Annotated in this window: 21 protein-coding genes; 14 read left to right on the top strand and 7 right to left on the bottom strand. The window is 67.9% G+C overall.

Annotated elements, in window-relative coordinates:
* Positions 1–15: 15 nt before the first annotated feature.
* The 5 genes from CRO50_RS13015 (at position 16) to CRO50_RS13035 (ending at position 3,349) form a co-directional block, all read left to right on the top strand.
* Positions 16–444 carry an OsmC family protein gene (locus CRO50_RS13015; RefSeq protein WP_179747283.1) on the top strand — a complete coding sequence of 143 codons (429 nt, stop codon included), beginning with the start codon at positions 16–18 and terminating at the stop codon, positions 442–444.
* Positions 445–575: 131 nt separating this feature from the next.
* Complete coding sequence (locus CRO50_RS13020) at positions 576–938, top strand: hypothetical protein (RefSeq protein ID WP_097146363.1); 363 nt, start codon at positions 576–578, stop codon at positions 936–938.
* Positions 935–1,582: a DedA family protein gene (locus CRO50_RS13025; RefSeq protein WP_097146364.1), complete on the top strand. Its 648-nt coding sequence runs from the start codon at positions 935–937 to the stop codon at positions 1,580–1,582. Before CRO50_RS13020 ends, CRO50_RS13025 begins: the two co-directional genes overlap by 4 nt.
* 61 nt (positions 1,583–1,643) lie before the next feature.
* Positions 1,644–2,327, top strand: a complete 684-nt coding sequence (locus CRO50_RS13030) for a M48 family metallopeptidase (protein WP_097146365.1) — start codon at positions 1,644–1,646, stop codon at positions 2,325–2,327.
* 23 nt (positions 2,328–2,350) lie between these two features.
* On the top strand, positions 2,351–3,349 hold the full coding sequence (locus CRO50_RS13035) for an LLM class flavin-dependent oxidoreductase (protein WP_097146366.1): 999 nt from the start codon (positions 2,351–2,353) through the stop codon (positions 3,347–3,349).
* 219 nt (positions 3,350–3,568) lie between these two features.
* On the opposite strand, the gene CRO50_RS13040 is transcribed toward CRO50_RS13035, so the two are convergent.
* Both CRO50_RS13040 and CRO50_RS13045 read right to left on the bottom strand, forming a co-directional pair.
* Complete coding sequence (locus CRO50_RS13040; RefSeq protein ID WP_097146367.1) at positions 3,569–4,120, bottom strand: RSP_2648 family PIN domain-containing protein; 552 nt, start codon at positions 4,118–4,120, stop codon at positions 3,569–3,571.
* Positions 4,117–5,331 (bottom strand): RSP_2647 family RNA methyltransferase, encoded by a 1,215-nt coding sequence (locus tag CRO50_RS13045; protein ID WP_097146368.1) that lies wholly within the window; start codon positions 5,329–5,331, stop codon positions 4,117–4,119. Before CRO50_RS13045 ends, CRO50_RS13040 begins: the two co-directional genes overlap by 4 nt.
* A 588-nt stretch (positions 5,332–5,919) precedes the next feature.
* Here CRO50_RS13045 and edd point away from each other — a divergent pair.
* The gene (gene edd, locus CRO50_RS13050; protein ID WP_097146369.1) at positions 5,920–7,722 is read left to right on the top strand and encodes a phosphogluconate dehydratase; all 1,803 of its coding nucleotides are present in this window, start codon (positions 5,920–5,922) and stop codon (positions 7,720–7,722) included.
* A gap of 10 nt (positions 7,723–7,732) precedes the next feature.
* The gene (gene eda, locus CRO50_RS13055; protein WP_097146370.1) at positions 7,733–8,374 is read left to right on the top strand and encodes a bifunctional 4-hydroxy-2-oxoglutarate aldolase/2-dehydro-3-deoxy-phosphogluconate aldolase; all 642 of its coding nucleotides are present in this window, start codon (positions 7,733–7,735) and stop codon (positions 8,372–8,374) included.
* Positions 8,375–8,728: 354 nt separating this feature from the next.
* Here eda and CRO50_RS13060 read toward each other — a convergent pair whose 3' ends face one another.
* Positions 8,729–9,010 carry a hypothetical protein gene (locus CRO50_RS13060; protein WP_097146371.1) on the bottom strand — a complete coding sequence of 94 codons (282 nt, stop codon included), beginning with the start codon at positions 9,008–9,010 and terminating at the stop codon, positions 8,729–8,731.
* The gene (locus CRO50_RS13065; RefSeq protein WP_097146372.1) at positions 9,007–11,871 is read right to left on the bottom strand and encodes a bifunctional [glutamine synthetase] adenylyltransferase/[glutamine synthetase]-adenylyl-L-tyrosine phosphorylase; all 2,865 of its coding nucleotides are present in this window, start codon (positions 11,869–11,871) and stop codon (positions 9,007–9,009) included. Before CRO50_RS13065 ends, CRO50_RS13060 begins: the two co-directional genes overlap by 4 nt.
* An 82-nt stretch (positions 11,872–11,953) precedes the next feature.
* On the opposite strand from CRO50_RS13065, the gene CRO50_RS13070 reads away from it, so the two are divergent.
* From CRO50_RS13070 to CRO50_RS13090, 5 genes are all read left to right on the top strand, one after another.
* Positions 11,954–12,421, top strand: a complete 468-nt coding sequence (locus tag CRO50_RS13070) for a YbaK/EbsC family protein (RefSeq protein WP_097146373.1) — start codon at positions 11,954–11,956, stop codon at positions 12,419–12,421.
* A 108-nt stretch (positions 12,422–12,529) separates the two neighbouring features.
* The gene (locus CRO50_RS13075) at positions 12,530–13,030 is read left to right on the top strand and encodes a DUF2852 domain-containing protein (RefSeq protein ID WP_097146374.1); all 501 of its coding nucleotides are present in this window, start codon (positions 12,530–12,532) and stop codon (positions 13,028–13,030) included.
* 182 nt (positions 13,031–13,212) lie between these two features.
* Positions 13,213–13,668: an RDD family protein gene (locus CRO50_RS13080; RefSeq protein ID WP_097146375.1), complete on the top strand. Its 456-nt coding sequence runs from the start codon at positions 13,213–13,215 to the stop codon at positions 13,666–13,668.
* Between the two features lie 205 nt (positions 13,669–13,873).
* Positions 13,874–14,695 carry an arginyltransferase gene (locus tag CRO50_RS13085; RefSeq protein ID WP_097146376.1) on the top strand — a complete coding sequence of 274 codons (822 nt, stop codon included), beginning with the start codon at positions 13,874–13,876 and terminating at the stop codon, positions 14,693–14,695.
* Positions 14,695–15,090, top strand: coding sequence for a VOC family protein (locus CRO50_RS13090; RefSeq protein ID WP_097146377.1), 396 nt, complete (start codon positions 14,695–14,697; stop codon positions 15,088–15,090). Before CRO50_RS13085 ends, CRO50_RS13090 begins: the two co-directional genes overlap by 1 nt.
* Positions 15,091–15,280: 190 nt before the next feature.
* Here the strand turns inward: CRO50_RS13090 and CRO50_RS13095 are convergent, their stop codons facing one another.
* The 3 genes from CRO50_RS13095 to CRO50_RS13105 form a co-directional block, all read right to left on the bottom strand.
* Positions 15,281–17,638 carry a TRAP transporter large permease gene (locus CRO50_RS13095; protein ID WP_097146378.1) on the bottom strand — a complete coding sequence of 786 codons (2,358 nt, stop codon included), beginning with the start codon at positions 17,636–17,638 and terminating at the stop codon, positions 15,281–15,283.
* 13 nt (positions 17,639–17,651) lie between these two features.
* Positions 17,652–18,545, bottom strand: coding sequence for a TRAP transporter small permease subunit (locus tag CRO50_RS13100; protein WP_097146671.1), 894 nt, complete (start codon positions 18,543–18,545; stop codon positions 17,652–17,654).
* A gap of 85 nt (positions 18,546–18,630) precedes the next feature.
* Positions 18,631–19,716 carry a TRAP transporter substrate-binding protein gene (locus CRO50_RS13105; RefSeq protein ID WP_097146379.1) on the bottom strand — a complete coding sequence of 362 codons (1,086 nt, stop codon included), beginning with the start codon at positions 19,714–19,716 and terminating at the stop codon, positions 18,631–18,633.
* A 263-nt stretch (positions 19,717–19,979) separates the two neighbouring features.
* On the opposite strand from CRO50_RS13105, the gene CRO50_RS13110 reads away from it, so the two are divergent.
* Together CRO50_RS13110 and CRO50_RS13115 are read left to right on the top strand one after the other, a co-directional pair.
* Positions 19,980–21,482 (top strand): cache domain-containing protein, encoded by a 1,503-nt coding sequence (locus tag CRO50_RS13110; RefSeq protein ID WP_097146380.1) that lies wholly within the window; start codon positions 19,980–19,982, stop codon positions 21,480–21,482.
* A complete protein-coding gene (locus CRO50_RS13115; protein ID WP_097146381.1) occupies positions 21,479–22,135 on the top strand; it encodes a response regulator transcription factor in 657 nt (218 codons plus the stop codon). The genes CRO50_RS13110 and CRO50_RS13115 overlap by 4 nt, the downstream gene beginning before the upstream one ends.
* Positions 22,136–22,475: the final 340 nt, after the last annotated feature.

Genomic DNA, 22,475 nt, shown 5'->3' on the forward strand with positions numbered 1-22,475 from the left:
CCAAAGGAGGTTCCAATGATCCGCAAGACCGCATCCGCCCGCTGGACCGGCACCATCAAGGAAGGCTCGGGCCATCTCTCGACCCAGTCCGGGGCGCTCTCGGATCAGCCCTACGGGTTCAACACCAGGTTCGAGGACGCGCCCGGCACCAACCCCGAAGAACTGATCGGCGCCGCCCATGCGGGCTGCTTCACCATGGCGCTCTCCAAGGTGCTGGAAGAGGCCGGCATGGTGGCCGAGAAGCTCGAAACCAAGGCCACCGTCAAGATGGAGAAGGAGGACGCCGGTTTCACCATCACCGCCGTCGACCTCGAGCTGAAGGCGACGATCCCCGGCGCCGACCGCGAGGCCTTCTTCGAGGCGGCGCAGACCGCGAAGGAGACCTGCCCGGTCTCGCGCCTTCTGGCCGCCGCCGAGATCACGCTGGATGCAGAGTTGCTCTGACCGGCACAGGTGCGGCCAAGCGCCGAGAGGCTGACCCGAGGGGGCGCGACAACATCGCGCCCCCTTCTTTGTTGCAGCTTTCCCTCGACCTCGCGGCGCGGGTCGGCTTTCATGGGCACGAAGGAGCCCCGATGAACGTCCTGCGCCAGCTCTGGAGATCCCACCCCCTCGCCTGCATCGGCTTCCTGGCCGGGCTGAGCCTGACGCTTGTCTTCCTGGCGCGGCTGGCGCTCTTCACCTTCTACTGGTCCGATCCCGCGCATCGCGCCCCCCGCCCGGAGGGCTGGATGACACCGGGCTATGTGGCCCATTCCTGGCAGTTGCCGGTGGAAGAGGTGGCAGCCCAGTTGGGCCTGACGCCGCGCCGGCCCAAGGGCAAGCCGCCCACCCTCTCGGAGATCGCCCGCGCCAGCGGCGAGGACGAAGCCGCGCTCCTGGCACGGCTGGAAGCCTGGCTCGACAGCCGCCGCGCCGAGGGGATGCCCGAGAGATGAGCGACTGGCTGATCTCTGCCCTGGTGCTCTGGGGACCGCCGCTGATCGGGCTGGGCACCTTCCTGTCCTGCCTGGCGCTGCCCATCCCCACCTCGCTGATGATGCTCTCTGCCGGAGGCTTTGCCGCCTCGGGGGACCTGGCGCTTGGCGGGGTGATGCTGGCGGCCTACCTCGGCGCCGCCCTGGGCGACCAGGCGGGCTACCAACTGGCGCGGGCCGCCTACAGGCAGCTCTCGGACCGGCTGACCGGGCGGCGCAAGACCGCGCTGGCCCTGGCCCGTGCGCAGCATATCCTCGACCGGCGCGGGGTGGCGGCGGTCTTCCTGTCGCGCTGGCTGGTCTCTCCGCTCGGGCCATACGTGAACTTCGCCGCCGGGGCCGCGCAGATGCGCCGCAGCACCTTCACCCTGGGCAGCCTCACAGGAGAGGCCGTCTGGGTCACGGTCTATGTCGGGCTTGGCTATTTCTTCGCCGCCTCGCTGGAGGCGCTGGCCGAGGTGACCTCGGATGTCACCGGCATCCTGGCCGGGCTGGTGCTGATGGTGGGCATGACGCTCTGGATGCGGCGCAGCCTGCGCCGGGCCCGGCAGCGGGCCGCGCAACCGGGCAGCCCGCGCGCGCTGCCGCGCAACGATCACGATTGATGCGCGTGGATCTGCGACACGGCACCTTGCCCTGCCCGCCCGGCGTCTACATATCCACCCCATGTTGAAATTCACCCCGATCCTGCTGGCCGTGCTCTATGGTCTCGTCATGTGGCGTTTCTCGGCCTGGCGGCTGAAGAGCGAGCTGGACCAGCGGTCTGCCGAGCTGGCGGAACCGGGGCTGAGAGAGCTGAACAAGCGCCTGGCCCGCGCGCTCGATCTGGCGCGCATCAAGGTGCATCTCTACGATATCCCGGCGATCAACGGGCTGGCCGCACCCGACGGGCGGATCTTCCTGACCCGCGGCTTCCTGGAAGCCTACCGCGCGGGCCGCGTCACGGCGGAAGAGCTTGCCTCGGTGATCGCCCATGAGCTGGGGCACGTGGCGCTTGGCCATAGCCGGCGGCGGATGATCGACTTCTCGGGGCAGAACGCGCTGCGGGTCGGGCTGGCACAGGTGCTGGGCCGCGTGGTGCCCGGCCTCGGCCCGGTGATTGCCAATACCGCCATGTCGCTGATCGCCGCCCGGCTCTCCCGCGGCGATGAATACGAGGCCGACGCCTATGCCAGCGCCCTGCTGACCAAGGCCGGCATCGGCACGGCACCGCAGATCTCGCTGCTGGAAAAACTCGAACACCTGACCGGCGCGGGCGGCGCCGGCCGTCCCGCCTGGCTGATGAGCCATCCCAAGACTGCAGAGCGCGTCGCCGCGATCCGCAAGCTTGAAAGCGGCTGGCACGGGTGAAGACCCGCCCTGAAAGGACCCCCATGAAATACTCCCTCCTCGATCTCGCGCCCGTCCCCGAGGGCAGCACCGTCGCACAGGCCATCGCCAATTCCGTGGCCCTGGCCCAGGCCGCCGAGGGCTTCGGCTATCACCGCCACTGGCTGGCCGAACATCACAACATGCCCGGCGTCGCCTCCTCCGCGACGGCGGTGATGATCGGCCATATCGCCGGGCAGACCACGCGCATCCGCGTCGGCGCGGGCGGCATCATGCTGCCCAACCACTCGCCCCTCGCGGTGGCCGAACAGTTCGGCACCCTGGCCGAGATCTACCCCGGCCGCATCGACCTCGGCCTCGGCCGCGCGCCGGGCACCGACATGGCCACCGCCCGCGCCCTGCGCCGCCACATGTCGGGCGAAGACCATTTCCCCCGCGACGTCGGCGAGCTGCTGGCCTATCTCGGCGATCCGCAGGAGGGCCAGACCCTGCACGCGGTGCCGGGCGAGAGCACCCATGTGCCGGTGTGGATCCTGGGCTCCTCGCTCTATGGCGCCCAGCTGGCGGCCCAGGCCGGGCTGCCCTATGCCTTCGCCTCGCATTTCGCCCCCGATGCGCTGGAGCAGGCGATCGAGGTCTACCGGCGCAGCTTCCAGCCCTCGCCCTGGCTGGAGAAGCCGCATTTCATGCTGGCGATGAATGTCTATGCCGCCGAGACCGAAGAGCGCGCGGCCTATCTGAAGACCACCATGCAGCAGGCCTTCGCCCGGCTGCGCATGGGCCAGCCGGGCCGCCTGCCCCACCCGGTCGAACGGATCGAGGACCACGTGGACCCCGCGCTCCTGGCCCAGGTCGAACGCGCCTTCCGCGTCACCGCCATGGGCACGCCCGAGATGGTGCGCCGCCAGATCGCCGATTTCCTCGAAGCCTATGCGCCGGACGAGGTGATCGTCACCGGCCAGATCCACGACCCCGAAGCGCGTATCCGCTCCTTCGAGATCGCGGCCGAGCAGCTTCGTGCCCTCGGCGCCGAGGCAAGCTGAAAGGGCGGAGGGGGGCTCTGCCCCCCGCTGCGCTCCCCCCGGAGTATTTTCAGCCTGGTGATGCACGAGAAGGGCTGCCCGTCGGGGCACCCTCCTTTTGCCGCAGAGAGGGTGCACGCTCTCGATGGCAGAAGGAGGCCGCCATTCCGGGGAACGGCCAACAGGCATCACCAGGCTGAAAATACCTCCCGCCGGAGGCAATCGGCCGTGAGGCCGATACTAGCTTTCCAGGCGGCCCAGTGCTTTGCCCGTCCGGGGCAGCCGTGCCTTGCGCATCAGGGCGCGCAGGCTCCAGTCCTCGCCCGAAAGCCTGCGGGCGGTGGCCAGGACCTTGCCGCCGACCTCCGACATGATTTCCGGCTGCGCTTCGGTAAAGCCCTGCAGCAGCCCATCTGGATCGGCGCGGCTCAGGCCCTCTTCGGCCAGGATATGGCGCGGAAAATCCTTGGCATTGGCGGTGACCACCGCATCGGCGGAGCTGGAAACCGCCAGCGCCAGCACATGCAGGTCGCCCGGATCGGGCAGCCAGAGGCGCTCTTCGATACCGGGACGGGTCTTCTGGCAGGCCTTCGGGAAGGCCGCCTGCGCCATGGCGATCTCTCCCCGCGCCTGGGCCTCGACCTCCGCGCCGAACTTGGCACCGGTCAGGGCCCATTCCTCCAGCAGGCGCTCCGACCATATGGGCTGGAAGAGCCCGGCCCTTGCGGCGCCGAAGAGCATCTCGCGCATCACCGTCGGGTAGAGCACGCAGGCGTCGAGAACCGCCCTCATAGCCGGAAGAAGAGCGCCTTGAGGTAGCCGCTTTCGGCCAGCTGCGGGTGCATCGGGTGGTCAGGGCCGGCATAGCCCGTGTGGATCAGCGCCGCATCGCGCCCGGCGCGGCCGATGCCGCGGATCGAGGCGGCGCGGAACTTGCCCAGGTCCGCCGCATGGGAACAGGAGCAGAGACCAAGGTAGCCGCCTTCCGCCACCAGGGGGGCTGCAAGGCGGGCGACACGCTCGTAGGCCCGAAGCCCCGCTTCCAGCGCCTGCTTGGACGGGGCGAAGGCGGGCGGATCGCAGATCACCACCTCGAAGCTTGCGCCCTCGGCGTTCAGCGCCTCGAGCTGGGCGAAGGCATCGCCCTGTCGAGTCTGGAAACGTGCCGAAGCGCCCATGGCATGGGCCCCGGCCGAGGCAAGCTCGAGCGCGGGCGCCGAGCCATCGACCGCCAGGGCGCTCTCGGCACCACCGGCAAGGCAGGCCAGGCCGAAGCCGCCCACATGAGAGAAGACATCGAGCACCCGCGCGCCCTTGGCCAGTCGTGCGGCGAAGGCGTGGTTGGGGCGCTGGTCGTAGAACAGCCCGGTCTTCTGGCCGCCGGTGAGGTCGGCCATGTAGGTGGCGCCGTTCATCTGCACCGGCACCGGCGCCTCGGGCGCCGTGCCCGCCAGCACCTTCGAGACATCATCAAGCCCCTCGAGACCGCGCGCGCGGCCCGAGGCGCTCTTCAGCACGTTGGTGACGCCCGTGACCTCGACCAGCGCGGCAGAGAGCACCTCGATCCGGGCATCGGCCCAGGCGGCATTGGGCTGTACCACGGCGGTGTCGCCGAAACGGTCGATGATCACGCCCGGCAGGCCATCGGCCTCGGCATGGACCAGCCGGTAGAAGGGCGCATCGAAGAGCGTTTCGCGCAGGCGCAGGGCGCGGCTGACGCGCGCGGCGAACCAGGCATGGTCCGGGCCGCCCTCGGGCAGGCCGGCCGAGGCGGGCTCGAGCACGCGGGCGAAGATCCGGCTTTCGGGGTTCACCGCCACCAGCGCCAGAGGCTGGCGTTCGGCGTCTTCGAGAAGCGCGACCGAGCCCGGCGCGAGCGCCTTGGTACGGCGGTCGGTCACCAGTTCGTTGGCATAGACCCAGGGAAAGCCGTGGCGGATCTTGCGTGCGTCGCCCTTGGGTTTCAGTCGGATCGTGGGAAAAAGAGAGGAGGATGGCTGCATGGCCACCCTCCTATAGTCTTCCCCGCATCTGGGGAAGTCGGGAACGACATAATGTCGTCAGGCTTCGCGCAGCCGGGCGCGCGAATTTCGGAACTCCCGCCGGGCCATGCTCTCTGCCCGGCGGGAGGCGCCCGACCGGGGAAGCGGGCGCGGGGAACTGGATCGGGCATGAAGCCGCGGGGAAAGCCAGCAGATTGCCGCATCTGCGCCCGGTTTGACGCCATCCGGTCTGCCTTGCCTGCTTGCGCAGGGCCCTGCCATTGCAAGCGGGCGCCTGCGCAGCAATTCTACCCTCGGGGCTTCGACCCCTTGTTTGTGCAAAACCGTTATTGCAAAGGAATCTTGACCGAAATGGGGCAGGCTCACGGCAGATCCGAGAAGAAGTATACAGGTACGTAGCAAATGGCCTCTCCAAGGGTGGGGCGCTCCGGACCCGAGTTAATTCCGGCCCCCGCTTCGCTTCGGGCTGGAAAGCCGCGCCGTTAGCGCTAAACTGGCGCCGAACAGATCTCACCGACTCGTATGGCCACCGCGCCCTCCTCATCGCGGCAGCCTTCTCGTGGACGACGCCAAAGCGGAGACCCAGCCATGTCCCTCAACCAGACCATCGCCGATGTGACCGATCGCATCATCGAACGCTCCCGCGACCGGCGCGAGACCTATCTCGACCGGATCGGCAAGGCCGGCGAGGCCGGGCCGGTGCGTGCCCACCTGACCTGCGGCAACCAGGCCCATGCCTATGCCGGCGTGCCGGATGACCAGGCCGCCCTGGCCACCGGCCGCGCCGCCAACATCGGCATCGTCACCGCCTATAACGACATGCTCTCGGCGCATCAGCCATTCGAGCATTTCCCCGAAATGATCCGCAAGGCCGCCCGTGCCAAGGGCGCCACGGCGCAGGTGGCGGGCGGCGTGCCGGCGATGTGCGACGGGGTCACCCAGGGCCAGCCGGGGATGGAGCTGTCGCTCTTCTCGCGCGACGTGATCGCCATGGCGGCCGGGATCTCGCTGTCGCACAACTGCTTCGACGTGGCGCTCTACCTGGGCGTCTGCGACAAGATCGTGCCGGGCCTCGTGATGGCGGCGGCGACCTTCGGCCATATCCCGGCGGTCTTCCTGCCCGCCGGTCCGATGCCCTCGGGTCTGCCCAATGACGAGAAGGCCAAGGTGCGCCAGCAGTTCGCCTCGGGCGAGGTGGGCCGCGACAAGCTGATGGAGGCCGAGATGGCCTCGTATCACTCGCCGGGCACCTGCACCTTCTACGGCACGGCAAACTCCAACCAGATGCTGATGGAGTTCATGGGCCTGCACCTGCCGGGCTCGTCCTTCGTCAACCCGAACACGCCGCTGCGCGACGCGCTGACCGTGGCCGGCACCGAGCGCGCGCTCGAGATCACCGCGCTTGGCAACGACTACCGTCCGGCGGGCGAGATCCTGGACGAGAAGGCCTTCGTCAACGGCATCGTCGGGCTGATGGCCACCGGCGGCTCGACCAACCTGGTGCTGCACATGCCCGCCATGGCGCGGGCGGCGGGCATCATCCTGGACCCGGAAGACTTCGATGCGATCTCCTCGGTCACGCCGCTGCTGGCCAAGGTCTATCCGAACGGTCTGGCCGACGTGAACCACTTCCACGCGGCAGGCGGCCTGGGCTACCTGATCGACCAGCTGCTGAACGATGGCCTGCTGCATCCCGACACCAAGACCGTGGCCGGTGACGGGCTGGAGCGCTACACCCGCGAGCCGCAGATCGTCGATGGCGCGCTGACCTGGTCCGAGGGCGCGCGCAAGAGCGAGAACGACAAGATCGTCCGCCCCGCCTCCGATCCCTTCCAGAAGTCCGGCGGCCTGAAATCGCTGACCGGCCCCTTGGGAACCGCGATCATGAAGGTCTCGGCGGTGGCGCCCGAGCGTCACGTGATCGAGGCCCCGGTGCGCATCTTCCACGACCAGGACGACGTGAAGGCCGCCTTCAAGCGGGGCGAGTTCACCTCGGACACCATCGTCGTGGTGCGCTTCCAGGGCCCCAAGGCCAACGGCATGCCCGAGCTGCACTCGCTGACGCCGACGCTGGCGGTGCTGCAGGACCGGGGTCTGAAGGTTGCGCTGCTGACCGATGGCCGCATGTCGGGCGCCTCCGGCAAGGTGCCCGCCGCCATCCACCTCAGCCCCGAGGCCGCCGATGGCGGCTGGATCGCCCGGCTGCAGGACGGCGACGTGGTGAAGCTGGACGCCGTCGAGGGCACCATCACCACCGATGCGCCGCTGGAGGACCGCCAGCCGGTCACCCCCGATCTCTCGGCAAACAGCTTCGGCATCGGCCGCGAGCTCTTTGAATCCTTCCGCCAGAACGCCTCGCCCGCCCGCGAAGGCGCCTCCAACGTCGTCTGAGGAGCACCCGATGACCCCTGAAACCGCAAGCGCCCGCGCGCGCGAGATCTGTCAACTGGCCCCGGTGGTCCCCGTGCTGGTGGTCCATGACGTGGCCCATGCCCGCCCGCTGGCCGAGGCCCTGGTGGCCGGTGGCCTGCCGGCGCTGGAAGTGACCCTGCGCACGCCGGTGGCGCTGGATGTCATCCGCGAGATGGCCAAGGTCGAAGGCGGCGTCGTGGGCGCGGGCTCGATCCTGACGCCCGAGGCGGTGACCCAGGTGGTGGCCGCGGGTGCCAAGTTCGGCGTCTCGCCGGGCTCGACCGCAAAGGTGCTGACCGCCGCCGAACAGGCCGACCTGCCGATGCTGCCGGGTGCCGCCACCGCGTCGGAGGTCATGGCGCTGCTGGAGCGCGGCTACACGGTGCAGAAGTTCTTCCCCGCCGAGATCGCCGGCGGCGCGGCAGCCATCAAGGCCATCGGCGCGCCAATCCCCGATGTCTCCTTCTGCCCGACGGGCGGTGTCTCGCCCTCCAACGCCGACGACTACCTGTCGCTGAAAAACATCCTCTGCGTCGGCGGCTCCTGGGTCGCCCCGCAGAAGCTGGTCGATGCCGGCGACTGGAAGGGCATCGAGGAACTGGCCCGCGAGGCCGCCGCCCTGCCGCGCTGAGCCGCGCAATGGCAACACCTGGAAAGGCGCGTCCCCGGCGGGCGCGCCTTTTTCGCTGCGCCTACAAGGGCACTGTTCCACCTGGCTTCGGGGCAAGGGGGCGCGGCCCCCTCGCGCGCCTGCGGCGCTCTCACCCCCGGAGTACTTTCAGCCTGGTGATGATGCGGGACAGGGCCCGGTTTGGCACCCTCCTTCCGAGTGAGAGCGTGCAACACCCATGACCCAAACCTCCGCCGCGATATCGTCCGACCCTGTTTCATCACCAGGCTGGAAATACTCCGGGGGAGTCTCCGGCACGGAGACGGGGGCAGCGCCCCCCTGCCCCGGCCTTGCCGCGGGGTGCCGGCGCGCGCCCTAGCGCCCGGCGGCTCCCCGGCGGCCACGCCAGCCGCCGCGACGTCCGGCCCGTGCGACGCTGGAAAGGCCCTCCTGCATGAGTTTCGTCATCGGATGCCCCTCGACCCCATAGAGCGCCAGCAGGGCCTCGAGGGCCTGCCTCTGGTCCTGTCCCGGCGCCAGGCTCAGCGCCCAGTCCATCAGGATCGAGCGGCATTCGGCCTCGCTTATGCCCTCGATCCGGTAGGACTCGCGGATCAGCCCCTTGGGGTCCATCGCGTCCCCCTTGCCATTGCTCATGTCGTCCTCCCTGGTCGTCCCTCGGCATCCTCCGACCCGGCATCCGCATCGGCTTCACGTGCGAGGATCTCGGTGATCGCATCGCCGGCGCTCCGCGTCGCCAGCTCGAAGGCCTGCCTCAGCTCCTCTAGGCTCTCGGCCCCGGTGTCGCGCAGCAGCAGCGCCCGACCGCCCTCGCCGATGGCCTCGGGGTCGAGCACCCGGTCGCTCAGCAGCTTGCCGACCTGGCCCACGTTCCAGAGCAACCGATAGGTCGAAGCCAGCAGATCGCGTTCGTCCTCGTGCATCCAGCCCTGCGCCACGGCCAGACGCAGCCCGTCGCCGATCCAGCCCTCGGGATCGCCGGCGATGAGGCCACCGGCCTGGGCGATCAACTCGATCTCCTGGTTGCGACCGGGGCCCACCTTGACCTCCCATGGCGCGCCCGCGCCCTTGGCCGCCAGGATGCGCGCCCGCATCTCGGCCACCTGGCGCAGCACCGCGCCTTTGTCGCGCCCCGGCGCGATGACGCTGTCGATGAAGGCCATGACCTCGCGCGAGAGCTCTCCCGGTCCCGCCACCACGCGGGCTCGGGTCAGCGCCAGGTGCTCCCAGGTCCAGGCCGTGGCCTGCTGGTAATCGCGGTAGGAGGTCAGCGAGGTTGCCACCGGACCCTGGTTGCCCGAGGGGCGCAGCCGCATGTCGACCTCGTAGAGGCGCCCCTGCGCCATCGGCGCCGACAGCGCCGTCACCAGCGCCTGGGTCAGCCGGGCGTAATAGACCCGCGCCGGCAGCGGGCGCCGCCCGTCCGAGCTCTCCTGTCCCGCCGCGTCGTAGATCACGATCAGGTCGAGGTCCGAGCGCGCATTGAGCCGCCCCGCCCCCATCGAGCCCATGGCCATCACCACCGCGCCACGTCCCGGCGGCGGCCCGTGGCGACGGGCGAAGTCGGCCTGCACCTCGGGCCAGATCCCGCGCAGCACCGCCTCGGCGAGACCGGCATATTCGGCCCCCGCCTCTTCGGGGCGGATGAGGCCGCGCAGGTGATGCACCCCGATGCGGAAATGCCATTCCTTCTGCCAGCGCCGCGCCGCGTCCAGCCGCGCCTCGTAGTCCGCCTCATGCTCCAGCACCCGGCCCAGCTCTGCCGCCAGCGCCTCGTTGCCGGGCCAGGGGGCGAAGAAATCGCCGCCGATCACCGCGTCGAGCACGCCCGAGTTGCGGCTGAGGAAGAGCGCCAGCTCGGGCACCGTGCCGCAGATATCGCCGATCAGGTCGATCAGCTGCGGGTTGGCCTCGAAGAGCGAGAAGAGCTGCACCCCGGCAGGCAGGCCCTTGAGGAAGCCGTCGAAGGCCAAGAGCGCCTCTTCGGGTTTCGCCGCGCGGGCCAGCGAGGCCAGAAGCTGCGGGCGGAGCCGCCCGAAGATCTCGCGCGAGCGGGTCGAGGCAAGGGCCGGGTAGTGCTGCCAGCGCGCCAGGACGCCCTTGTCGACCCCCATCTCGCGGGCCAGCTCCTGCGGGTCGGGCACCTCGGCCGCCTGCGCCTTGCCGGGGCCGGGGGTCTCGGGGGCAAAGAAGGCCTCGGTGATCTCGTGGACCGCCTCGAGCCGGCGGGTCAGGTCGCCGCGCAGCTCGGCCTCGTCGCGCCCCATCAGGGCCGCCAGCCGGGCCAGCCCCTCACCATTGGCGGGCAGCTTGTGGGTCTGGGCGTCGTTGATCATCTGCACCCGGTGCTCGACCTCGCGATGCGCGCGGTAGTGATCCACCAGCTCCGAGGCCGCATCCGAGGGCAGCCAGCCGGCCACCGAGAGCTGATGCAGCGCCGGCACCGTGGCGCGCAGCCGCAACGAGGGATCGCGGCCGCCGGCAATCAACTGGTGAAACTGGGCGAAGAACTCGATCTCGCGGATACCGCCCCGGCCCAGCTTCATGTCGTGACCGGGCAGCGAGAGCGGGCCGTGGTAGCCCTTGCTGTCGCGGATCGCCAGGCGCACCGCATGGGCGTCCTGGATCGCCGCATAGTCCAGGTGCCGCCGCCAGACGAAGGGTCTGAGCCCGTCGAGGAACCGCTGGCCGCGGTCGAGATCGCCGGCGCAGGGGCGGGCCTTGATATAGGCGGCGCGCTCCCAGGTGCGGCCAAGGCTTTCATAGTAGCGCTCGGCGGCTTCCATGCCGACGCAGACGGGCGTGACGGAAGGATCGGGGCGCAGCCGCAGGTCGGTGCGGAAGACATAGCCCTCGCCCGTCGGCTCGCTGAGCAGCGTGGCCATCTTGCGCACCGCGCGGATCAGCGCCGGGCGCGCCTCGCCCGCATCCTCGAAGCGTTCCTCGTCATAGAGCGCGATCAGGTCGATGTCTGAGCTGTAGTTGAGCTCTCCGGCGCCCATCTTGCCCATGGCCATCATCACCAGCCCGCAACCGGTCTCGAGATCCTCGGGCCCCATGCCCGGAAGCTTGCCCCGTTTCAGCTCGGCTGCCAGCGCCGCGCGCAGGGCCACGCCGGTGGCCAGGTCGGCGAAATCGGTGAGCGCGCCGGTGACCTTTTCAAGCGGCCAGGCGCCGCCCAGGTCCGCCAGCGCCACGATCAGCGCCATGCGGCGCTTGCCGCGTCGCAGCTCGGGCCCGATGGCGGGGTCGAGCGGGTCGAGGGCCTGCAGCCGCGCGCCCTCGGCCGACAGTGCGGTCAGCGGGGTCTCGAGCGCGCCGGTCAGCCAGTCGGCCTCCCTGGCGATGAGCCCGGCGAGATAGGGCGAGGAGCCCCCGGTGCCCGCGATCAGCGCGGCCCGGTCTCCGCTCAGCCCCGGCACATGGGCCAGGGCTTCGGCCCCTCTTTCGGGATCGAAGGGACGTGGCAGGCGGGTCAGGTCAAGGCGATCTTCCATTGCGCGACGTTGCGCAGATCATGCGGGCTGGTCAATCCCCGCCGCCCGCGCCATCCTGCGCCGCGAAGAAACGGAGAGCCCCATGAGCAAGAGCATGAAGCGGGTCCGCCGGGCCCTCGAAGAGGCCGGCATCCCCGCCGAGATCCACGAGCTGGGAGAGACCCGCACCGCAGAGCAGGCCGCCGAGGCCGCGGGTTGCGCACTGGACCAGATCACCAAGTCGATCATCTTCCGCGGCGAAGAGAGCGGAGAGGCCATCCTTTTCCTCACCGCCGGAGGCAACCGGGTCGATGCCGCGAAGGCCTCGGCCCTGGCCGGAGAGCCCCTGGGCAAGGCCGATGCAGCGCTGATCCGGGCTCAGACCGGCTTTGCCATCGGTGGCGTCAGCCCGGTCGGCCACCTCAACCCGATCCGCGCCTTTCTCGACCCCAGGCTGCTGGAATTCGACCGAATCTGGGCCGCTGCGGGCACGCCGCGCCACGTTTTTCCCATGGACGCGCATATTTTGCCCGAGCTGACCGGCGCGCAAGTAGCTGATTTTACGTCCTGAAATTGATAAATGTAAAAAACATTCACATACCCCCTTGCGTGGGGCCGCCTTAGTGCCAATCTAGGAGATGTGAAAGACATTCACATAACCTTACGAGGAGACACCGAGATGACCGCCACCACCGCCCAAATGCACGACCAGCAGGGTTCGTCCCGTCGCAGCTGGCTGGGCCGTTCGGAGGACTGGCTGGACAGCAAGGGCAAGGGAGCCTGGATCGCCGCGATGGTGCTGGGCTTCGTGTTCTTCTGGCCTGTCGGCCTCGCCATCCTGTTCTACATGATCTGGGGAAAACAAATGTTTGCCAAATCCTGCCGCTCGGGCGGTCGCGCCCGTCACATGCACTCCATGCACCGCGCCGGCTTTGCCGCGATGAAGAGCTCGGGCAATACCGCCTTTGACGCTTACAAGGAGGAAACCCTCCGCCGTCTGGAAGACGAACAGGAACAGTTCGAAGCCTTCCTCGAGCGTCTGCGCGCTGCCAAGGACAAGGCCGAGTTCGACCAGTTCATGGACGACCGCGCCAAGAAGGCCCGCAGCGAACGCGCCGCCATCTCGGGTGACGACACCCAGGGCAATGGCCCGGCGCCCAGCCCCTACGCCGAGATCTGATCCCGGCCTGCCCTTCCGGCCCCCAGGGGCCGGAGGCGCCAGACAGAGCGACGGCCCGGCAGCTGACCGGGCCTTCACTGTCCGCGGCGACCATTTGCATTATTTCCTTTCCCGGCGCCCCCGCGCCCGCCAGAATTCCGACGTGCCGGCCCGCCCGGCCGCGATACCGTCGAGGAGCCACGATGTCCTACGCCTACCCCGCCCCCCTGCCCCTGCCGGACCCCGCCGAAGTGCCCGAGGCCTATGAGGGCGTCGCTCTCAAGCGCGCCCTGGCCTGGGTCGTCGACATGCTGGTGATCTTCCTGATCTCGGCGGTGACCATCCCGCTCACCTTCTTCATCAGCGCCTTCTTCCTGCCCGCGGTGATGCTGGTGGTCAGCTTCATCTACCGCTGGTTCACGGTCTCGGGCACGGGCTCGACCTGGGGCATGCGGCTCTTCGGCATCGAGTTCCGCAATCTCGACGGCAGCCGGTTCTCGTCGCAGGACGCGCTGCTGCACGTGCTGGGCTACACGATCTCGCTGGCGATCTCGCCGCTTCAGCTCGTCTCGGTGATCCTGATGTGCTTCACCCCCTACGGGCAGGGCCTGACCGACCTGGCGCTGAACACCACGGCGGTCAATACGACAAGGGTCTGATCCCCTGCGCGCTTCCGGCGCAGCCGGGGCACAGGCCGGGGCTTGGCGGCACGGGGCAAGGTTGCTATCGTTTCTTCAACGGGTTTCGGGTCATTCTTCACCGAAGCCCTGACCAGCAACCCGATCCCGCCGGCCCCCGCCACTCCACCAGCTCGGGGCTTTCGCGGAACTCCCTTGGATATCAGACACTTCCCAGTTTCCGCCCATGCGTCATTCGCTTCCGCTCGCCCCCCAGTTCTACGTGACCGCGCCGCAGCCCTGCCCCTATCTTGAAGGGCGCATGGAGCGGAAGCTGTTCACCTCCCTGCAGGGGGATTCGGCGGAGCAGCTGAACAATACGCTGTCGAAACAGGGCTTTCGCCGCTCGCAGAACGTGCTCTATCGGCCATCCTGTGCCGATTGCGCCGCCTGCCTCTCGGCGCGGATCGACGTCTCGGCCTTCACCCCCTCGAAGAGCCAGCGCCGGGTGATCAAGCGCAACAGCCATTTCAGTCGCCGCGCCACCTCGCCCTGGGCCACGGAAGAGCAATACAGCCTCTTCCGCACCTACCTGGACCGGCGCCACGCCGATGGCGGCATGGCCGACATGGATGTCTTTGAATTCGCCGCCATGGTGGAAGAGACCCCGGTCCGCTCCCGCGTGGTCGAGTACCAGGACGAAAGCGGCCTGCGCGCCGCCTCGCTGACCGATGTGCTCGATGACGGCGTGTCGATGGTCTATTCCTTCTACGACCCCGAGCTCGAGCGCAATTCCCTCGGCACCTATCTGATCCTCGACCATATCGAGATCGCCCGCCAGGCGGGGCTGCCCTATGTCTACCTGGGCTACTGGGTGCCGGGTTCGCCGAAGATGGGCTACAAGTGCAAGTTCTCCGGGCTAGAGCTCTACCACGAGGGACGCTGGCAGAAGATGCGCCGGGCCTCGGATTACGACGCCACCACCCACCCCCTGAAGAGCGACCCGATCGCCGAGCAGGTGGCCAATATCACCCTGCCCGACGCCCGCGCCCCAGGCCGCCGCCGCTGATGCCGCAAAGGCTGCACGCCGTCGCGCTGCTGGTGCCGGACTATGACGCCGGGCTTGCCTTCTACGTCGGAAAACTGGGCTTCGAGCTGATCGAGGACACCCCCCTCGACGCGCCGAAACGCTGGGTGCTGATCGCCCCTCCGGGCGGCGAGACGCGCCTCTTGCTCGCCCGCGCCGATGGCGCGGTCCAGCAGGCCGCCATCGGCAACCAGACCGGCGGCCGCGTGGGCTTCTTTCTCGAGACCGATGATTTCGACCGCGATCACGCCGCGATGCTGGCCGCGGGTGTCACCTTCGAGGAAGAGCCCCGCGACGAGCCCTATGGCCGTGTCGCCGTCTGGCGCGATCCCTTCGGCAACCGCTGGGATCTGCTGGAGTTCTCGCGCGGAACGTAGCGGCTTGGTGGGGTGCACCTACCATCCCCCCTGCCCCGAAGCGCCGCCCCCAGACCACCGGGACCACCCGCCACCACAAGCGTAGGGTGGGGTTTCACCCCACCTCTCCCCTACGTGGAACCGCCCCGCCCCAAAGCAAAAGGGCCGCGAGGATCTCTCCCCGCGGCCCTTTTCATGTCTGTCCGAAGGCTCAGCGGCCCAGCAGGTCCGGCACGATGGTGACGATGCTCGGCACGAACCACAGCACCGCGAGGCCCAGCACCTGGATCAGCACGAAGGGGATGATCCCGCGGTAGATATGGCCCGTGGTGACGCTCGCCGGAGCGACGCCGCGCAGGTAGAAGAGCGCGAAGCCGAAGGGCGGGGTCAGGAACGAGGTCTGCAGGTTCACCGCGATCATGATCGTCACCCACTTCGGATCGAAGGTGCCGCCGTAGATGACGGGGCCGACGATCGGGATGACGATGTAGATGATCTCGAGGAAGTCCAGCACGAAGCCCAGCACGAAGAGCACCAGCATCACGATCAGGAAGACCTGGAACTCGCTGTCGAAGCTCTTCAGGAACTGCTGGATGTAGTGCTCGCCCCCGAAGGAGATCACCACGAGGTTCAGCAGCTGCGAACCCACCAGGATGGTGAAGACCATCGAGGTCACCTTCGCCGTCTCGCGCACGATCTTGCCCAGCACCGAAGTGCGCAGCAGCACCCAGCCCGAGTAGATCAGCCCGAAGCCCGCGAACATGAAGCAGATCGCGGCGGCAAGATAGGCCAGCCAGCCCTCGACCGTGACCACGGTCTGGTTGACCCGCAGGTCGAAGTTGGCCCCCAGCAGGATCATGGCGATCAGCGCGAAGGTCGACCAGGTGATGACCCAGGGGTCACGGCCCTCTTCCTTCAGCTTGCGGAAGGCCGCCAGCAGGATCGCACCACCGGCACCGAGCGCCGCAGCCGGCGTCGGGTTGGTGATGCCGCCCAGGATCGAGCCCAGCACCGCAACGATCAGCACCAGCGGCGGGAAGACCACGCGGATCAGCTCGTTGGTGGCCAGGCGCGCGGCGGCATGCTTGCAGCCCCAGAGCGCCACGACCAGCGGCACGGCGATGATCAGCAGGCTGACCCCCGGCGAGGTGGTCGGCGCGATGAAGAGCACGTCGAGCAGGGCGACGACCGCCAGCGCCCCGGCACCGATCAGCAGCGGACGGGCGTCATCCGCCGGACGCACGCCCCGCGCCGCTGCCAGGATCAGGCCCAGCATCACGATCAGGGTGGCAATGCCGGTCCCGATGGGCGCGGCGGCAGCGGCCTTGGCGACCACGGCGGCCTGCATTTCCTCGGCACTCAGCTCGTGACCCTGCTCGATGCCACCCGCGGCCATGATGGCCTGGGTCTGCTGCACCGCCATGTCCCACTTCTCCTGCCCATGCAGCTCGATCATCGCGGCCTGGCAGGTTTCCGAGACATTGGTCCGCAGGATCGCGCCTTCACCACCCTGGGCGAAGTTCGACACGGCCAGGTCCTGGCTGCCGACGAAACCGACCTGCGCCAGCACCACAGTGCCGACGATCAGGATCGCGGGCACGATGAAGAACCAGGTCAGCGCCTCGCGCTTGGTGATGATCTCGTGCTGGGTGTGGCCGACGGAATGCACGGCGGGCGCGTTCTGCGGGCGCACCAGCGCATAGACGAAGGCATAGCCGGCGTAGAGACCGGCCAGCAGGATGCCCGGCAGCATGGCCGACTGGAACAGCGTCCCGACCGAGACCACGGCAGGCTTGCCGAGATAGGTCAGGGCATCGGTACAGCCGAAGCTCTGCGCCCGAGCCTCCTGCGCGGCACTATAGAGGTCGCCCGAAAGCGTCCCCAGCAGGACCAGCACGATGGAGGGCGGGATGATCTGCCCCAGGGTGCCCGACGCGGCAATGACGCCGGTCGAGAGCTCGGGCGAATAGCCCGCGCGCAGCATGGTGGGCAGCGACAGCAGGCCCATGGTCACCACGGTGGCACCGACGATGCCGGTCGAGGCCGCCAGGAAGGCGCCCACGACGACGACCGAGACGGCCAGGCCGCCCGGCAGGGGCCCGAAGACCCGTGCCATGGTGGTCAGCAGGTCATTGGCGATCTTCGAGCGCTCGAGCGTGATGCCCATCATGACGAACATCAGCACCGCCAGCAGGGTCTCGATGGACTGGCCCGCGAAGACGCGCTCGTTCATCCGGTTCACGATGAAGCTGATGTTGCGGTCCATCGCCACTTCCCAGCCGCGCTCGAAGACCGGCACGGCCACGGTGGGCAGCTCCGGGTATCGGAAGTGCGAGACCGTGTCGGGATGAACCCCCGCCGCCATGAGCTCCTTGTAACCGGCGCTCGACATGTCGATGGCCTGGTGCACGAGGATGCCCGAGGCATCGAGGTAGGCGATGATGGCGAAGGCAAAGAGGCCCGCGCCGGGGATGGCAAAAGCCACGGGGAAGCCCGAGAGGATTCCCGCGAAAAGGCTCAGGAAGACGATGAGCAGGCCGACTTCGACCCCATCAAGTCCGAAAAGCATGTGTCAGGTTCCCTCAGTGCGTGCCTTCGTAGGCTTCTTCACCAGCCCCGAGCGTGTCGATATCCAGATACTTGCCCGCGCTCTCTTCGCCTTCGACGAACTCCAGGAAGGAGCGGTAGAAGAAGGCCACCGCCTGGATGAAGACCAGGGCGACGAAGCACAGGATGAGGATCTTGAAGAGGAAGTAGGCGTTGAAGCCGTCCGGGCTGAAGCCGATGGTCTCGACGTTCCACTTCACGATGCGGCTCTTGCGCAGCATCATTTCCAGCTGGTCGCTGGCCGAGACCTTGGGCGTGATCAGGTGACGCCAGAGGAAGAACCAGGAATACATCCAGGTCAGCACGGCGACGGGGATCATGAAGAAGAGCGCGCCGAACATGTCGACCGCGCGCTTGGCGCGGTGGCCGATGGCCGCATAGACCAGGTCGACGCGGACATGGGAGCCCTGCACGAAGGCATAGGCCACGCAGAGCGCGACCACGGCGGCGTTCCACAGCTTCAGGCCCTCGGCGTACCAGCCCACGGACTGGGTGAAACCGATGCCGAGCGGCGAGATGGTGATCTCGCCCAGGCGGAAGATGGATTGCAGGAAGACCACGAGGATCTGCTGGCCGACCATGATCAGGCCCGCCCAGGCGGCGGTACGGCCGACCACGTTGGCAAAGCCCTCGAGCACCCGCACGCAGCCCCACATGAAGGGCCGGAAGAGGAGACCCGCGAGGGTCACCAGCAGGAAGATGTCGAAGACGGCGAAGAAGAACTCCGTCGAGCCGCCATAATAGATGAAGCGGATCAGCGCTTCCTTGTCCGACCAGTTCAGCCAGAGCTCGGGGTGACTGACGGCGTAGGCGATATGCCAGAAGCCCAGGCCAACCTGGCTCACGAACCAGATGAGCGCGTCGATCATCTTGTGCCCCACCTTTGTTGTCTTGTTACGTGAAGGGCTGCGCACCCATGGATGCACAGCCCGATTTTCTTGCCGTTTCTAGGGCTTAGCCGCCCAGAACGCGGTTCCGCTGTGCAGTGTAGCTGCTGTCGGACACCGACATCCAGCCCGACGCGGAGGCCATGGAGGCCTCGGCCGAGTTGCGGATCTCGGCGAAGATCTCGTCGTCCATGAAGCCGTCCAGAACCTCTTTCGAGGCCGAGCCGAAGGCATCCCAGACATCATCCGGGAATTCCTGCACCTGGATGCCGGTGGAACGCAGACGCTCCAGCGCGGGGCCGTTGTTGGCGATGAACAGCGCGTAGTTGTGCTGATGCGCCTCGGCGGAAGCCACCTCGATGATCTTTTGCTGTTCCGGCGTCAGGCCGTTGAAGACATCCAGGTTGGTGGCGACGGACAGGGCCGCGCCCGGCTCGTGGAAGCCGGCGGGGTAGTAGTTCTTGCAGACTTCCTGCAGGCCCAGCTTCTCGTCCGACCAGGGGCCGATCCACTCGGTGCCGTCCAGGGCGCCGGTCGACAGCGCCTGGTAGATCTCGCCGCCCGGCAGAACCTGCACGGAGGCGCCCAGCTTGGCCAGTGCCTGACCGCCGAGGCCGGGCATACGGAACTTCAGACCCTTGAAGTCGTCGGCCGAGTTGATCGGGTTGCGGAACCAGCCGCCACCCTGGGCCGCGGTCTGACCGGCCAGGAAGGACTTCAGGCCGAAGATCTCGCCCAGCTGGTGATGCAGCTCCATGCCACCATTGGCATAGTACCAGGTCATCATCTCGGGCGCGGTCATGCCGAAGGGCACGGTGGTGAAATAGGCCCATGCCGGGTGCTGACCGACGAAGTAGTAGTCGGCGCCATGGTACATGTCGGCCTGACCCGCGGTCACGGCGTCGAAGACTTCCAGCGCACCGACGAGCTCGCCTGCGGCCTTGGCTTCGACGACCATCGAGCCGCCGGACATTTCGTTGACGTTGTTGACGAAACGCTCAACCGAGTCCCAGACACCGGCCAGGCCGCGCGGCCAGGTGGTGACCATGGTCAGCTTGACCTGACCCTGTGCGACGGCCGGTGCGGCCAGCGAAGATGCGGCCGCGGCGGTACCGCCGATCGCAGAGGTTTTCAGAAAAGAACGACGATCCATTTGGGCTCCTCCCCATGATTTTCGTGTAGCCCCGTCGCCGGGGCGGATCGTTGGCAGTGGAGGGGACCGTAGCGAGAGGCTCGCGCATGTGAAATACCAAAGATTACGTATATCGCCCTCGATATTGGCAAAAACTACTCGCATAGCGGGTATGAGAGCGGCTCACGAAAGATTTCCTTGCGTCACTCTCGGCGGCGGTGGCGCAATTCCCTCCCCGCCCCCTTTGGCTGGGAATCACCCGCCCCAGACCTTATGACAAGCAGATGACCCGGCCCCTCGCCCGCTCCGCCCGACGGTTCAGCGACCGCTTCGCGCTCAGTTACGGACAGAAGCTGTTCCTTCTGGCCACCCTGCCGCTCATCCTGGCGGTGGCGGCGATCTCGCTGCTGGTGGCGGCGCAGTCGCGGGCCCTGGCCGAGCGCGAGATCGCAGCGCTTGAGCGCCAGATGATCGCCGCCAAGAAGGCCGAGCTCAGGAATTACGTCACCCAGGCGCGCAACGGCTTCAACCGGATCTACGGCATGGCCGGCCCCACCGACGCCGAGGCGCAGGAACATGTGAAGCAGATCCTCTCGGCGATGATCTACGGCGACGAGGGCTTCTTCTTCGTCTACGACTACGACGGCACCAACCTGGTCTCGCCGCGCCAGACCGACATGATCGGCCGCAACTGGCTCGATCTCAGCGATGGCAACGGCGTGCCCGTGGTGCAGGAGTTCATCGCCACCGCCCGCGAGGGCACGGGCTATGTCACTCACCTCTGGCCCAAGCCCTCGACCGGCGAAGAGGCGCTGATGGTCAGCTACGTGACCGCGCTGCATTCTTGGAAATGGGCCATGGGCACCGGCGTCTTCATCGACGATGTGCTGGCCACCACCGCCGCCGCCCGCGCCGATGTGGAAGCGCGCGTGCAGCGCACCTTCCTGCATATCGGCGGCATCACCCTTGGCGCACTGATGCTGGTCTTCGGCTCGGGCCTCTTGATCAACATCCGCGAGCGCCGCCTGGCCGATGCCAAGCTGAAGGCGCTGACCCAGCGGGTCTTCGACGCCCAGGAAGAGGAACGCGGCCGCGTCGCCCGCGAGCTGCACGACGGCATCTCGCAATTGCTGGTCGGGGTGCGGTACGCGCTGGACAGCGCGCGGCGGCGGCTCGATGCCGGCGACGCGCGCGCCGGCGAGACGCTGGACCGCGGCATGGCCTCGCTCTCGGGGGCCATCCAGGAGGTGCGCCGCATCTCCCGCGACCTGCGCCCCGGCGTGCTGGACGACCTCGGGCTGGGCCCGGCCCTGAAGGCACTGGTCGAGGACTTCGGCACCCGTACCGGCATCGAGACCGACTTCTCTACCGTGGTCTTCCGCAACCGGCTGCACAATGACGCCAAGATCGCCCTCTACCGCATCGCCCAGGAAGCCCTGACCAATATCGAGCGCCATTCCGGCGCCTCCCGCGTCGCCATGGACTTGCGCGGCCACCGCTCGGGCGCCACGCTGAAGATCTCGGACGATGGCTGCGGGCTGCCCGGCCACGTGAACAAGGCCGGCAAGGGCATGGGCCTGAGGAACATGCAGGAGCGCGTCGACCAGATGGGCGGCACCCTGCGCATCTTCTCGACCCGCAGCGGCACCGAGACCGGCACGCTGATCGAGGTCACTGTGCCGCCCTCCAAGGTGATCGACGCCAACGAGCTCGATCTGGACAGCCAGGACAGACACCCGCCCGAGGCCGCCCCGGCCCCGCGCAGCAAGGGAAAGGAAAGCGCATGAGCGTGCCGCAGCCGAAGCCGGAGCCGATCCGCGTCGCCATCGTCGACGACCACCCCATGGTCGCCGAGGGCATCGAGGCCATTCTCGACAGTTTCCCCGACATCGTCGTGGTCGGCACCTATTGCAACGGACGGGGCATCATCGACGCTGTGGAAGACGTGCGCCCCGACGTGATCCTGCTGGATCTCAACATGCCCGAGATGGGCGGCCTCACCGCCTGCGAGATCCTGCTGGAAGAGCACCCCTGGCTGAAGATCCTCATCCTGTCGATGCATGACAGCCCCGAGTACATCTCGACCGCGCTGGACCACGGCGCGCGCGGCTACGTGCTGAAGGACGTGCCCACCGACGAGATCAAGCGCGCCATCGACGTGGTGATGGCGGGCGAACGCTACCTCTGCACCGGCGCCCAGGGCTCTCTGGCGCCCGCACGCGGTGCCGGGCACCTGACCAACCGCGAGCAGACGATCCTGCTGCAACTGGCCCAGGGCAAGTCCAACAAGGAAGTCGCCATCGCGCTGGATATCTCGGTGCGCACGGTCGAGACGCACCGCAAGAACATCAAGAAGAAGCTGGGCATCTCCTCGACCGCCGGCCTCACCCGCTACGCGCTGGAACATGGCGTGCTGCGCGACGCGACGCAGAAGTTCTGAACCGGCGACCGGGCGGAACCTTCCGGAAATCCTCTCCGCCCAGGCCGGAGAGGTGATTTCCAGAAGGGCCCTTCATCGTCTCTTGCCCCGACACTTGCGCCGCCCCCCTTCCGCCTGCGGACCTGCCGTGGCCCTGCCCCTTGGCATGCCGCACCGCTTCTGCCCCTTCCCAGACCGAAACCGACCTGCCTTGGCACGGCCAAATCGCGCCCCATGCCCCAGGGGCAGCCGAACCCTTTGTTTTTCTGGCTTCCACGGAAAGCAAAGCGCCGAGAACGCCTTCCTCGCAAAGATTTCCGCCATTTCACGCAACTTTCGGAAAGGAAAATTGCCGCCTGAG

Source organism: Pseudooceanicola antarcticus (assembly GCF_900215355.1).
GTDB classification, from domain to species: Bacteria; Pseudomonadota; Alphaproteobacteria; order Rhodobacterales; family Rhodobacteraceae; genus Pseudooceanicola; species Pseudooceanicola antarcticus.